Genomic DNA, 14235 nt, shown 5'->3' on the forward strand with positions numbered 1-14235 from the left:
TTAAAACGTCAGGTTAATTCCTCCGGAAATCGTACGTATCGGAGTGTATCTTGCTGTCGTGGCAGAAGTATAGCTCTGTCGTGGATCAAGACCTGTACGGCTTGCCAACAACGCAAGATTATCTGCTGCGAAATAAAGTCGTAATTTCTCGATTTTCATTGCATCCATCACACGAGATGGCAAGGTGTACCCTACCGTCACGTTATTCAGACTCAGATAATCTGAGCTAACAAGAAAACGAGTTGACGTGGAGTTGGCGTACCTGTCGTTGGCATTTAACCGAGGGATATCTGAATTTGGATTATCCGGTGTCCAGGCATTGTAAATATCCTTGTGCCAGTTATTACCGGCAAAACTAGATGATCCACTGTGCATTAATCTCCGGTATCCTGAGTCGTATATCTGACCTCCCAACTGATAAGAGAACAGAACTGAAGCATCAAAACCATACGCTTCCAGGTTGGTTCCAAATCCACCGTACACCTTAGGAAGCAGGTCATCTGTAGCTACTTTATACGATTGTGCTACTGCATAATCACTCGTTTTGATCATTCCTTCATTTTCATCCTGAGCCCAGTATTGCGCCATTCCGGTCTCCGGATCTACGCCTGCATAATCTACCAAATACATTCTATACATGGATTCGCCTTCTGAATAAATACGAGTACCATCGATCAACTCTCCATCCAAATCCTTGTGGAGCTCATTGATTTTATTTTTGATCGCTGTGGCATTTGCACTCAGACTCCAGCGAATATTATCGGAACTAATAATGTTCCATCCCAAGTCAACTTCAAGCCCGGAGTTGGTCATCGAACCCACATTCAATGGAATAGAGGTATACCCCAGACTTCCTGCCACTGGTTTGTTATACAGCATATCCACTGACTTTCGGCCAAAATACTCTATCGACCCCGTCAATGCGTGCCGGAATAAACCAAAGTCCAATCCTATATTATATGAGGTCGAGGTTTCCCAGGTCAGATCCGGATTTCCTTTGTAGATCAGTGTTCCATCAGAAAACACACCTTCTGCCCCGGTAACCTGATATTGATCCAACCAGGCATAATAGTTTCCGATGTCATCATTTCCCTGTTCTCCATAAGAGGCTTTGAGTTTCAACATATTAATCGTCGAATTTCCAGCCAGGAAGGACTCGTTGGTCAATATCCATGCGGCACTGGCGGACCAGAAATTACCCCATCGGTTCTCCGGTGAAAAACGCGAAGATGCGTCCCGGCGATAAGCGATATTCGCAAAGTATGTGTCGTCCAATCCATAATTTAACCGTCCCAAAATCCCCTTGGTAGTGTAGAAATCTTTTTCCCCGCCACCACGAAGATTATCAATGGCGTTATCCACATAGTTAATCTCGGGGTTGTATAGATTTTGCCCGGATGCAAATACATTTTCTTCTGTATATGAATACCCATCATATCCTGCAGTCACATCAAACTGATGGCGACGATTGATGTTGAATTCATAAAAGGCAATATATTGCTGATCAATACCCCAGATACGAGTTTGGTCTTGATATGCCGTTCCTCCGTAACTCGCGGATTGCCCCATGTAAGCATTCCCCAGGTTCTTGTACTGAGTATTCCCTACATTCATCCCATACTTTGCCGTTACACGAAGTCCTTGGATCGGGTTGAGTTCCGCAAAGAAACTGCTGTTCACAATATCTTTCAGATAATCTGTCTTATCAAAAGTCAGATCACCGGCTGGATTAGCAATTTGCATAAAGGACCGGGAGAATGGAGTACTTTTACCATCTCCATAATCATATATTTTTCTTCCTTGATTTCGCAAAATCGCCTGAGTCTCTGCATCACGTACATAGATGGGATACACGGGTGCGATGTAATTGGATACGAAAAACGCATTCGCACTGGAATTGGTCGTCACCTGTTCGCCGGGATAATCACTGTCGATCTGATTGTAGTTCACATTGGCGCCCACTTTCAACCAGTCTTTTACTTTCTGCTCTCCGTTGAATCGACCGGAAAAACGCTTAAATCCAGAACCTGGAATGACCCCCTGATCGTCCATATAGTTAAAGGACAGATAGTAATTTTGTTTGTCAGTTCCGCCAGATACAGACAAGTTATAATCCTGGCGCGGATTATTCTGAAAGGTTTCATCAGCCCAGCTATCAGGCGTGAAATAATACGTTCCATCACTATACCCCAGCGTAGCGTTGGGGTTCAATTTACCGTTGGTTCCGATCAATACCTCATTTTGAGGTACCGTATAAATCTGATACCCATGGCCCCCTTCGGTGTTGGTCACCAATTTTTGATTCGCATAAGCATTGGCCTGATACGGATCATATCCCAGGTTGTAGATACCAGCATTATAAATGGCGCGGTAAGCTAACTCGGAATAATTCTGTGGGCTGGTCAATACGTCGTAGTTGCGAACTGCCCGCGAGTTGACACCACCTTTGATATCAAACCGAATTTTTGCTTCTCCGGAAGAACCTTTTTTTGTAGTAATCATAATAATACCGTTGGCTCCACGAGAACCATACAATGCCGTCGATGCAGCATCTTTCAATACCACCATGGATTCGATGTCTGAACTGTTGATGGAAGCCAGGTCGCCGTCATAAGGGATTCCATCTACCACATAGAGGGGATCGGATCCGGCATTAATGGATCCAATACCACGGACCTTTATTTTGGCTGAAGTTCCAGGTTGGCCATTGCTGTTTTGTACCTGCACACCGGCCACTGCACCTGTCAGTGCATTGGAGATATTAGACACCTGTCGTTTTTCGAGTAAATCTCTATCCACTTCCCCTACAGAACCGGTAAACGATCCCTTGGTGGAAGTTCCATAAGCCACTACGACCACTTCATCCAACAACTGGCTGTCGGAATTCATAACAATGGTCACATTGGTCTCTCCATCTTCTATGGTAACCGTTTCAGCAATAAATCCAACGTAGGAGATTCGGATTTCATTTGCTCCATCAGGCAGTTGAATTTCAAAAATGCCGTCAAAATCGGTGACCGTTCCTACGCTGGGATGCCCCACCACCTGAACCGTCGCGCCAATCAAAGGATCGCCTTCGATATCTTCCACCGTTCCAGTGATGGTTTTCTGCGCTTCTACCGTAAAGGATAGAAACCCCAGAAAAGCAACTAAAAGTAATAATCTTTTCATGATTTAATTTTTTGTGAATAAGAATTTCTAGACATGCTGTATTAACACTGTTTTTCAACTAAAAAATTTGTTTCCAAAGCACAACCGATTGTCGCAATCCAACCTTTCACCAAGGAGATGGATTGCAGAAACAACTCCTTTACGCAGGAGTTACCGATCATTATATATTATGTATTAATCAAGAATTTAAAATGGCGAGTTCTTATATAAGACTTTGCGATCTTTCTGGTCGTACTCTTAGTACCCTCCAACAAATCGTACATCCAGGCCGGACCGATGAATGAAGAACTATGCAACCCAAAAAGAAGCATCAGAAAAAAAATCTTTTCATGCCAAGTTAATCTGATTAACTTTTTCAACTCAAATTCGTCATGCCTAAAACGGACTTAGAGTCAAATAACTACCCACTTAACGTATTCCAATCGCAAAACGCTTCTTGAAGCGGTCAAGAAATAGCAGGTCAAAGATAGCAAAACCCTAAGAATTTCAAAAAACCAATTCGACATGAGATCAAATAAAATCGAATTAAATCGACTTATTTTTTACTTTAGTCAATAAAATACAGCTAGTGAAATGATATTTTAATTTCCTACACTCCTATTTTGAAAATTTGGTAAAATACGTGTTGGAAAAAATTAACAATTATTTGACTTTGGTTCAATTGTTTGAACAAAATATGCTGGTTTAATAATGTGATACCAACCAATTAGGTCGTTTTAAACCTCATTCGTCATGATACCGGCCGAGGGCTAAATTACAGGTAAAGGCATATATCTGACCGTATTTAGACCAAAATATAAAAAAAATACAAATTTATATAAATAATCAGAAATGAAAATAGGGAATATTTCTCAACCTGGCCTCCACTGCCGAAATTTCTTGATCGGTTTTCAATTTTTAATGCGGACAGCTCTGCAGGAAGGAGTCAAGGATAGAAACATATTCCAGATCCTATAAAACGACCAGGTGTACTGACACTATATTAAAAAACTTTTAGCCGTTCACCTTGAAATTATCAAGGAAATTTCATTGCGTGACTCTGGATTCTAATATCTTGAATAGGAAATAAGTCGTCTAACAAAGTAGTGTTTTATGCGCAGCTTACATAAAAAAGGGCGGGAAAACCCGCCCTTTTAAATCCTATTACAAACTTTCCAACTATTTGTCCCACCACAATGGGGAGTTCAAGGCGTCGCCATTGCTCATGCGAGACACTGCTTCGGTTCGATTTTTTCCATTCAGCGTTCGTTCAAAATCAGGATACTGCAAGCGTTTAGGTAAATCTGTCATCCCGTCGATTAATGAAGTAAACGTATATTCTACATCACCACTTACACCCCGAGCTGTGTAGGTTGTTCCGGGCTTAATAATAAATTCCGGATAACCTGTTCGTCGATATTCGGCCCATGCGGTATGCGGATCCATATAAAGTGCAATATACTTTTGCGTCAATACCGTTTCTTCTGAAGCGGCTGGTAGTTGGGCAATATATGCATCGATTTCCTCTGCACTTACTCCCCAGTTTTCCATCGACGCGCGTGTCCCTTTTTCATACCATTCCTGGTCCCAGTTATTAACCTCACTCAGGAGAAAACAAACTTCAGGGTACTCCAAAATGGGTTGCTCAAAATCCGGTGTATTAATAATTGCATCACCGGGCAGGGAACGCCAACTAATAACTTGAGATTCTGCCGAAGAAGTCACACTAGGCATTCCAATAATGGTACCTTCAGAATTTGGTTGTGCATAAATTGGCAGTCTTGGGTCACTTATGCCTTCAAATGGATTTTGCACTACTATCTCACTTCCATGAACGAGGTTATCCCCCTTCAATAGTTCGACAAAACTATGGCCTAGCGCAAAGTCAGTTCGTTTATCCACATTATAGGCACGATACATCGGTGCCCCATTCAGTGCATTGGCCTCATACTCAAAATCAGCATTATCATTATTGGACGCTATGACCCCGGCGGATATAGCACTGTTGATGTGGCTTTCCGCCAATCCGGGATCGGCATCCTGTATTTTCACCGCTATCCGAAGCCGCAATGAGTTTGCAAATCGTTTCCAAGCATCCACATCCCCATGATATATGTTATCCCCTTCCATACCTTTCTTCGAAGCATCCATCATCTGAGCAGCACTTTGCAGCTCACTTAAAATATCAGCATAAATTTCTTGCTGCGTCGCGTATTTTGGTGCTAATATTTCTTCGTCTGCATCCGCTACAGCCAGTGCCTGGAAATTGGCATTATCCGATCCGTAGGAATAATACGGTATATCCCCCCAGGTATCTGCCATAATATTAAACACCCAGGACATTAGGATCCGAGCTACACCGATTTGATTCTCGTTGGCTCCGTATGCTAACATGGTACCTTTGGTTTCTTCATCTGTATTCAAAGCAATAATCTTTCGATAGCTTTCCAGATTATAATAAAAATCTTCCCAGGTTTCCCGCTGGGACTCCCGAAAGACGTAGCGATCCTCGTCAGCATAAGCTGTCTGTGTCCAATACTGCATCACGACCTGCGTAAACCGACCCGAGAACCACTGATCATATAAATCATCCGCGACTCTTTTTGTGGCCCCATTTAATAGACCCGAAGTAGGCGGCACGGTGATGGAATTGGGACTATTTTCATAATCCACATCACACGCAAATCCGATGAAAAATACACTTAGTATGATTAATAATTTTTTCATTGTTTTTCTATTTAAATTCCAAGATTTAACTTCAGTCCAAATGTCCGCGATGTGGGTAAGAATCCACCCTCAATTCCCTGGATATTTCCAGAGCCATTCACAGTCATTTCGGGATCCAATCCATCCCAGGCCAAACCACCCGTCCAAATATTGCGACCATAAGCGGTTAACGTGATTCTGGACACACCCACATTACGCTCTGAAAAATCAAAGGTATACCCCAGACTAAGCTCACGTAATTTGATGTAATCGGCATCGAACAACGACTGCGCACTGGGCATCCCAAAACCATGATAATGCCTAGCCGCCCATCCCTGACCGGATACATATTTCTCATTGGGCTGTACATTGGACACCGTATATGTTCCATCATCGTTAAAGGTGACATCAGCCGTAACTCCATCCAGTTTGATTCCACCACCTTCTTCTACACCGGCACGAATTTCATTCCCTTTATCATTGCCCCCTGCCGTAGGTGCCCAGGTTCCTGCATAATGTCCCCACATGTGTGATACGGAATAAAACTTACCGCCTTTCTGAATATCAAAAAGCACATTCAATCGAACCCCCTTATAGTTAAAATTACTACCCAGACCAATATTATAATCTGGTGTCACGGTCCCCATGGGAACCAGATTCTGTGTTCGCAACCAATACCCATTATCCCCCACTATCCGGTTTCCGTTATCGTCATATAAAAAATCATATCCCCATAATTGTCCGTATGGCTGACCAACACTTGCTCGTAAAGTCACACCGGAGAATGGCGCTGTACCAATGTCAATTGCATCGATTCCTTCAGCGATCTCTACCACTTCGTTGTTTACTTTCGTAAAGTTGATATTTACATTCCAATTAAAGTCATTTGAACGCACCACTCCAGCACTTAAACTCAATTCTACCCCTTGATTCTCAATCTCGCCCGCATTGATAAACTTTGAATCGTATCCGGTTGCTTTAGATAACTCAAGCGGTAGGATTTGATCGGTTGTTGTGTTATTAAAAAAGGTAACATCGAGACCCAGACGATCGTCAAACGCACTTAGTTCGACACCTGCTTCCCATGTGGTCGTAGTTTCAGGTTTGAGATCCTGATTTAAAAGTTTTATGGGCACATAAACCCGGGTCGCCCCTTGAAATGGACCAGAAAGTGGATTGCTCACTAAATAGGAAGAAAAACTATACACCGGATTCACATTATAAGGGTCTGTATCTTTACCAATCTGAGCCCAACCAAGCCGGATTTTCCCATAACTTAACCATGATCCGGGGCTCATCAATTCTGAAAAAACAAAACTGGTGGAAACAGAGGGATAAAAATAGGAATTGTGGTCGGCTGGCAATGTTGAAGACCAATCATTTCGAGCTGTCAAATCGACATAAAGCATATTTCCAATACCCACACCAACAGAACCAAAAACGCTATTAATTTTCTTTACCCTAGACAAATCTTCAGCAATTATCGTTCCGGATGAGTTTAATAGATTGTACAGGTTTGGAACCACCAAACCACCCGAGGTAGCACCATCATTGTAGTGGTATCGTAGTCTAAACTGATTCCCACCTGCCATGGCTGACAACGAAATATTATCCGACAACTGACGGTCAAAGTTCAATGTGGTTTCAAGGTTATACTCCAAATTATTTCGGATGGATTCAAAATAACTACTCTCCGCCTGTGAACCATAAGCCACTCTTTCTCGACTGTAAAAAGAATAGCTATCTGCACTGACCCGCCCAGACAGGACCAAGCCATCTAAAATAGTATAATGCAACCCAAAATTTCCCAACACCCGATCGCGTTCATCATCGCCATAATTTTCATGTGCTATCCAATAATGACTATCCGAATAATGAGGTGTGGCATCATCCCAGGCATTGCGGTTCCAGGACCGCTGGGTGCCATCCAGGTTTTTATATTCTGCCATTCGTTTGTAATCCAACTGTCGCTGTGTCCACTGAAACAGAGTCTGACCGAAGGTATTTCCATACCGTTGTCCAGATGCAGGATAACCTAATACAGGCCGGCCTTTGGTAGTAGATTTAATATAGTTGAGGTACGCCTCAGCTTTGAGATTCTCAAACAGTTTGGCATCTCCATTTAATGAAAAATTATTTTTATGCAGTGCAGATCCTGGAATCGTTCCGGTTCCGGAGGTGTTCGAATAAGAGAATCGCACCCCATAATCCTGACTGGACCGGTCGATCGCCAAACTGTTTGTATAGGTCACACCGGTGTTGAAGAAGGCATCTACATCATTCTCTGGTGCGACCCAAGGTCTCGGCCTGAGATACTGCTCGGGATAACTCTCTTTTGAAAACGCGTCCCAATGCAATACCGAAATATTAGGATTATATCTTGGCCCCCAACTTTCATCGATGCCATACTGAACCACTTTGTAGTCCTGACCTTCGATATTCACCACCTCGAATCCATCCTGCCCGCCATCCGCATCGGATATAATCGCACCGCCACCATACTTGCGTTGGAGGTCCGGCATCATATAAGCATCTTCAAATCCTACTGAAGAACTAAAATTAACACCGAATTGTTCGCGCCCAATGTTTCCTTTCTTGGTCGTAATCACAATTACCCCATTCGCAGCCCGACTACCATACAAAGCGGCACCAGTGCCTTTCAAGACGGAAATACTCTCAATATCATCCACATTGAGGTCATTGAGCATATTCCCATAATCCACGCCACCATTTCCCCCTTGAGTCGCTTTGGTATTAAAATTGGAATTATCAATCGGCAAGCCATCCAGCACGATCAAAGGCTGATTCTCACCGAGAAATGAGCTCGCTCCCCGAATTACAATCCGGTTTGATCCACCAATATTGGAAGATTGACGAAGCTGCACACCGGAAACCTTACCACTCAGTGCACTTAATGCATCGGTAGGTTGAGCCTGGGTTAACTCCTCGGCACCAACTTCTTGAACCGCATATCCCAGACTTTTCTTTTCCCTAGAAATCCCCAAGGCCGTAACCACTACCTCATCCAGCAGTTGGCCCTCGGTCAAACTTACATCAATCGTAGAGCGGTCATCAATGGGTTCCTTTACACTTTCGAACCCGGTGTAACTAAAAATCAGTACTGTAGCTCCTTCTGGAATTTCAATTTCATACAGTCCATCGAAATCTGTGACAGCTCCAATAGAAGTACCTTCAGCCAGAATATTCGCTCCAATTAAAGGCTCGCCAGCTGAATCCGTCACTTTCCCGCTTACAACATTTTGGGCCTTTAAAATAACACCCATGCTGCACAGGCACACAATTAACAATAAAATTCTTTTCATGCCATGTTTATTTATAATTAACGAATAAAACCAGAATCTATAGTCAAAATACTAAAAACCCCAGCCCCGTATATTTATTTCAAAAACGTATGCTAAGTCCAAAACGCTTCTTTAATGGCTCTATTTTTATTAAAAACTTTTAAACCACACCATAAAATCCAGATACTACCACTTTAACCATATAACTCAAATATTCTTTAATATCAACTTATTTTTAAGATTTTCCAAGACTTTTGACCTTTTATTGACCACATCACCAACAATTCCCCTATTTTAACAAAACAAACTTAATTTAAATCAAACACATCACCATCGTAGTAATTGAATTCAACTTCAGTATTTTTAAAAACCAACAAGAGTTATTTCTTATCTATCTAAAAATAAAAAAGGACCCAGCGCAACGCTGAGTCCATAATCAAAATACCCTATCATAGAAAATACTATGCGACCACTTTCTTATTTCAATTTCTGCTGATACATTTGAATCGTATTTTCGATTCCATAGTACAAAGCGTCGGAAATCAACGCATGACCGATGGAAACTTCCGCAATAAATGGAATTGATGCTACCAGGTAGTTGAGGTTTTCCAAATCAAGGTCATGCCCCGCGTTCACCTCCATACCCAGTTCGCGGGCACGTTCAGCCGTCCTAATATAACTTTCTATGGCAGCGGCGGAATCGTCATGATAATGGAGCGCAAAAGGCCCGGTATAAAGCTCTACCCGGTCTGCACCCGTCTGAGCCGCAGCTTCCATCATCGACGGATCATCGTTCACGAAAATACTGACCCGGATTCCTTTTTGATGCAATTCTCCGATCACCTCACTCAAAAAATCCTGATGAGTTCTGGCATCCCAACCCTGATCACTGGTCAATGCCCCCGGATCGTCAGGAACCAATGTGCATTGGTGAGGGACCACATCCAGAACCAACTTCATAAACTCTGGCGTGGGATTCCCTTCTACATTCAGCTCTGTCCGCACCAGATCCTTCAAAGCCGGTACATCATCATAGCGAACATGGCGTTCATCCGGGCGTGGATGGACCGTAATGCCGTCAGCTCCATACGATTCGCAGTCCCGGGCAAACTGGAGTAAATCAGGTTTACTTTCACCACGGGCATTTCGTATTAATGCCACTTTATTAATATTTACGCTGAGTTTTGTTCTTGACATTTTTTATTCTTTTTTGATTTTCAAATTAAAAGTAACATTTTTGTGGCCGAATGAAAGATTTACTCCGAAGAATATTGGGAGCCTCCATATATATCCTGGCGCTCCTTGGAGGATTGTACTTCCGGCAACCATTTTGGCTGCTGGTATGTGCTCTTCTACTTATCGTGGCCATGTACGAATGGAGCCGCCTGCAAGAGAAATTAAAAAAGAACGAGATTATCCTGTTTTCCGGTCTTATTTTGTTTCTCTTTCTACAGTTCGGACTATTTCTAGCAGAACTGGCCTATGGACCGGCCTGGAACAATATCGCCATATTACTTGGAATCGCTTTTTATTTATTCTGTGCGCTGGCCTTCAGAAAAGACGTGTTTCCCCGAAAATTTATTCCAGGTTCTTTTTTCTATATTCTGGTTCCATTTCTATTTTTATATATCCTGGGACTTGCGATCCCGCCAACCTTCCTGCTACTGCTCTTTTGTATTATTTGGACCAGTGACACCTTTGCCTATCTGGGAGGAAAACTTTTCGGCCGGACCAAACTCATCCCCTCCATATCACCGGGCAAAACCTGGGAAGGTGCTATTTCCGGAATTTTGGCTGCGGGGATTGTTGCTTTAGTAGTCGCTCGTTATTTTCTGGATCTGCAGCAGTTTTCGATTTGGTTTTCTATCGGAATACTGGTAGCCATATTTGGCATTTTGGGGGACTTGTTCGAATCGAAAATAAAACGCAGACATAATATCAAAGATAGTGGAACATTGCTGCCCGGCCATGGAGGGGTGTTGGACCGAATGGATTCTTTGTTGTTTGCCATTCCTATTTATTATATCTTTGTCACGATATTAAATAGTCATGTACAATGAAGACACACCCGGAAGGACGTGTTATAGCCTGGGGCAGCGCAGCCATATTAATATTTTGCATGCTGGCATCTGTGGTCTATGGCAGTGCATTACTTCGTTTTCTAAGCCTCCTTCTTCTAGTATGGACAGCTTTTGCCTTTTACTTTTTCAGAAACCCATACCGCCAAGTTGAGGAAAATTCATCAAACATTGTTTCTCCTGCTGATGGCAAAGTGGTCGTGATTGAAAAAGTTTTCGAACCCGAATACTTCAAAGAGGAACGCTGGCAGATCTCTATCTTTATGTCCCCGCTGAACGTACACGTCAACAGATCGCCGATTACCGGTGAAGTGATTCATTATAAATATCATCCTGGAAAGTACCTCGTTGCGTGGCATCCCAAGTCCAGTACAGAAAATGAACGAAACACCATCATCCTGGAAGATTCAAAAAAACGTCAACTACTGGTACGGCAAATCGCAGGTGCTGTCGCCCGACGAATCGTATGCAGACTCCAGCCAGGAGACCATCTGGTTCAGGGCGAGGAATTGGGTTTTATAAAATTTGGTTCACGAGTCGATGTCTTTCTACCCCTGGATGCTCAGATTTTGGTACAACCCGACCAGTTGGTTAAAGGGAATATTGACTTATTAGCGAAATGGGCAAATACGCCTGACACACAAAAAAAATTATAGGAATTGGCAACAATGTCTTTAGTAAGCTGTATCTTTATAAAAAATAAAAAGGAAATATCATGACATATTTAGTCTTAATCGGCATGCCTGGCGGCGTAGAGCTTATCATTATTGTATTTGTAGTTCTTCTTTTATTTGGTGGCCGAAAAATCCCTGAGCTTATGCGTGGCCTAGGTAAAGGAATAAAAGAGTTCAATACCGCTCGGTCATCGCTGGAAGATGAACTCCAAAAAGGGATGGATGAAGAGGAAAAAAAGCAAAAAAGACTGGAAGCAGAACGCCTGGAAAAAGTCAAAGCTGAAAAAGAGAAACTGGAAGCGGAGCGCACTTCTCACAGCGAATAATTCTTATACATTTTTCTAAACAAATCATGGTTTTATTGCTCAAGGTATAACACCTATGGGGCACAAACTTGGTATGGCCAGGTGCGTCCTCGCATTTGGCTACAAACTACGGTCTCGGCACCGGATAAGTTAACCTGAACTTTACAGTGGATGAACGGTGATTTCACATTGAGCTCGTATATTTGTCGTGGGTTTTGGGAGTAGATATATCATACTTCCAAGATGCACAGGATAAGACAATGCAACGCGACATTGTCTTTTTTTTTACCCTGATTTCCGTCAAATGTTGCTGTGGTTTCTCCACAATATTTCATGATCAGTAGAAAAGGAAGATCGATCCATCATTCTTCGACACGTCTTAAGTCCAAATCCTGAAAATCAAAGCTAAAGTCAATATTCGGAGATATTCCTTTCATACTTATTCGAACCGCATTCCCTTCTGTGTCCAACATAAAGCTGGCAAAAGCATCACAATTCATATCCCGGTAGTCCCATCGGATCGCAAACGTATTTCCTTTATAATAATGCATCGGTCCGCTGAGCTTCGGAGACCTTAGGGACGAGAACCACAGTTGTCCATTTTTGACGCCCACTACCACCCGACCAAACCAATCGTCATGATATACCCCAGTATATGCATCCAGATTAAGAGATCTAAATTTATTTTCTTCCACCGTTTGCCACACCTTATGGGTGACAGCATCAGAAGTCGACGCCATTTCGGAAATTTGCCGTTCATACGTATCGATCCAATCCCGGTCAATGACGTTGAGATAACCATCTAATATGGACTGAGAGATCGAACGATATGCATATCCACCCGGGTCTGTGTTTGTCAACACCACAATTCCCAACTTTAATCTTGGCACCAATATGGTACGGGATAGCATTCCGGGCAACACGCCCGTATGTTCAGCACAGATCATTCCTTTTCGATCCCGAATTCCCCAACCCAATCCATAAGAGAAAAAATGGGTATAGTACGGGGCATCGGGCAATAATTCAAAATCAATGTTCGTATGCGGTCGAAAAATCTCACGATGACTATCTACCGAAATTAGTCGTTGCTCCATCCCATCCTGCATATAGACGCCCCCGTTCAGATGCATGATCATCCATTTCGTCAGATCATGTACACTGGCATATATGCCACCCGCCGCCCCAAGGCTTGCATTGGGTTTGGTGTAGGTCTCCAATTGCACCAACTGATTCTCAGCCACCCGATGGGGCATGGCCACATTATCCTTTTTAATTGTTTGCTGATACACCGGCACACTTTCGTACATTCCCAATGGTTCCATGATTCGTTCCCGGACAAAATCAGCCCACGACTGACCGCTTACACGCGCGACCACCTCACCAGCCACCAAATAAAGCAAATTATCGTAATCATATTTTGTGCGAAAGGCGGACACGGGTTGCTGATATTGGAAACTCTTTAATACATCTTCCATAGAAAAATCCGCGCCGTCTGGAAAAAACATCAAATCTCCGGCACCCAGTCCCAAGCCACTCCGGTGTGTCAGCAGATCCTGAATATTAAAATTCGCCGTTACATATGGCGCATACATCCGGAATTCGGGAATATGGTCCACGACCTTATCCTCCCAAGTCAATTTACCTTCATCCACCAGGATAGCTAATGCAGCCGTCGTAAACGCCTTACTGTTTGACGCGATAGCAAAACGAGTATGTGCATTAACAGGTTGAGGATTATCTACAGCAGTCATGCCATATCCTTTATGATGAACGACCTGTCCATCCTTCACTACTCCAATAGCTATTCCAGCTAATGGCATTTTTTGACGGGTGGCATCAACGAGCGAGTCGATTTGGGCTGAGGTAAAAGATTGTCCTACGCCGTAATCGGGTGTAAAAAGGAACAGGATCATGACGAACACCATAAAAGGTCTACTATGCATCATATTATTTTATTTATTATTTGATGGTTCAAGCTATTTCCATTTTCTGGATTCTTAAATGGAAAATAATCAATTTT

At 42.9% G+C, this 14235-nt stretch carries 8 protein-coding genes; 3 read left to right on the forward strand and 5 right to left on the reverse strand.

The features are described from left to right. From KUV50_RS05785 to KUV50_RS05800, 4 genes are all read right to left on the reverse strand, one after another. On the reverse strand, nt 1-3171 hold the full coding sequence (locus KUV50_RS05785; RefSeq protein WP_222579148.1) for a SusC/RagA family TonB-linked outer membrane protein: 3171 nt from the start codon (nt 3169-3171) through the stop codon (nt 1-3). 1158 nt (nt 3172-4329) lie between these two features. Beyond that, nucleotides 4330-5877 carry a SusD/RagB family nutrient-binding outer membrane lipoprotein gene (locus tag KUV50_RS05790; RefSeq protein ID WP_222579149.1) on the reverse strand — a complete coding sequence of 516 codons (1548 nt, stop codon included), beginning with the start codon at nt 5875-5877 and terminating at the stop codon, nt 4330-4332. 11 nt (nt 5878-5888) lie between these two features. Further along, a complete protein-coding gene (locus KUV50_RS05795) occupies nt 5889-9179 on the reverse strand; it encodes a SusC/RagA family TonB-linked outer membrane protein (protein ID WP_222579150.1) in 3291 nt (1096 codons plus the stop codon). Between the two features lie 456 nt (nt 9180-9635). Then, nucleotides 9636-10355: a pyridoxine 5'-phosphate synthase gene (locus KUV50_RS05800; protein ID WP_222579151.1), complete on the reverse strand. Its 720-nt coding sequence runs from the start codon at nt 10353-10355 to the stop codon at nt 9636-9638. Between the two features lie 50 nt (nt 10356-10405). Here KUV50_RS05800 and KUV50_RS05805 point away from each other — a divergent pair, with 50 nt between their 5' ends. Genes KUV50_RS05805 through KUV50_RS05815 form a run of 3 tightly spaced genes read left to right on the forward strand, consistent with a single transcriptional unit; the run spans nt 10406 to nt 12236 of the window. Next, nucleotides 10406-11218, forward strand: a complete 813-nt coding sequence (locus tag KUV50_RS05805) for a phosphatidate cytidylyltransferase (protein ID WP_222579152.1) — start codon at nt 10406-10408, stop codon at nt 11216-11218. Next, nucleotides 11215-11892: a phosphatidylserine decarboxylase family protein gene (locus KUV50_RS05810; protein WP_222579153.1), complete on the forward strand. Its 678-nt coding sequence runs from the start codon at nt 11215-11217 to the stop codon at nt 11890-11892. The genes KUV50_RS05805 and KUV50_RS05810 overlap by 4 nt, the downstream gene beginning before the upstream one ends. A 59-nt stretch (nt 11893-11951) precedes the next feature. Next, entirely contained in the window at nt 11952-12236 is a 285-nt protein-coding gene (locus tag KUV50_RS05815; protein WP_222579154.1) for a twin-arginine translocase TatA/TatE family subunit, read from the forward strand. 341 nt (nt 12237-12577) lie between these two features. Here the strand turns inward: KUV50_RS05815 and KUV50_RS05820 are convergent, their stop codons facing one another. Next, nucleotides 12578-14161 carry a serine hydrolase gene (locus KUV50_RS05820; protein ID WP_222579155.1) on the reverse strand — a complete coding sequence of 528 codons (1584 nt, stop codon included), beginning with the start codon at nt 14159-14161 and terminating at the stop codon, nt 12578-12580. Nucleotides 14162-14235: the final 74 nt, after the last annotated feature.

Source organism: Membranihabitans marinus (genome assembly GCF_019802045.1).
GTDB classification, from domain to species: domain Bacteria; phylum Bacteroidota; class Bacteroidia; order Chitinophagales; family Saprospiraceae; genus Membranihabitans; species Membranihabitans marinus_A.

Excerpts from the sequence above, each read along its gene's own strand:
- KUV50_RS05785 (WP_222579148.1), bottom strand. The coding sequence starts at position 3,171 with ATGAAAAGATTATTACTTTTAGTTGCTTTTCTGGGGTTTCTATCCTTT.
- KUV50_RS05790 (WP_222579149.1), bottom strand. The coding sequence starts at position 5,877 with ATGAAAAAATTATTAATCATACTAAGTGTATTTTTCATCGGATTTGCG.
- KUV50_RS05795 (WP_222579150.1), bottom strand. The coding sequence starts at position 9,179 with ATGAAAAGAATTTTATTGTTAATTGTGTGCCTGTGCAGCATGGGTGTT.
- KUV50_RS05800 (WP_222579151.1), bottom strand. The coding sequence starts at position 10,355 with ATGTCAAGAACAAAACTCAGCGTAAATATTAATAAAGTGGCATTAATA.
- KUV50_RS05805 (WP_222579152.1), top strand. The coding sequence starts at position 10,406 with ATGAAAGATTTACTCCGAAGAATATTGGGAGCCTCCATATATATCCTG.
- KUV50_RS05810 (WP_222579153.1), top strand. The coding sequence starts at position 11,215 with ATGAAGACACACCCGGAAGGACGTGTTATAGCCTGGGGCAGCGCAGCC.
- KUV50_RS05815 (WP_222579154.1), top strand. The coding sequence starts at position 11,952 with ATGACATATTTAGTCTTAATCGGCATGCCTGGCGGCGTAGAGCTTATC.
- KUV50_RS05820 (WP_222579155.1), bottom strand. The coding sequence starts at position 14,161 with ATGATGCATAGTAGACCTTTTATGGTGTTCGTCATGATCCTGTTCCTT.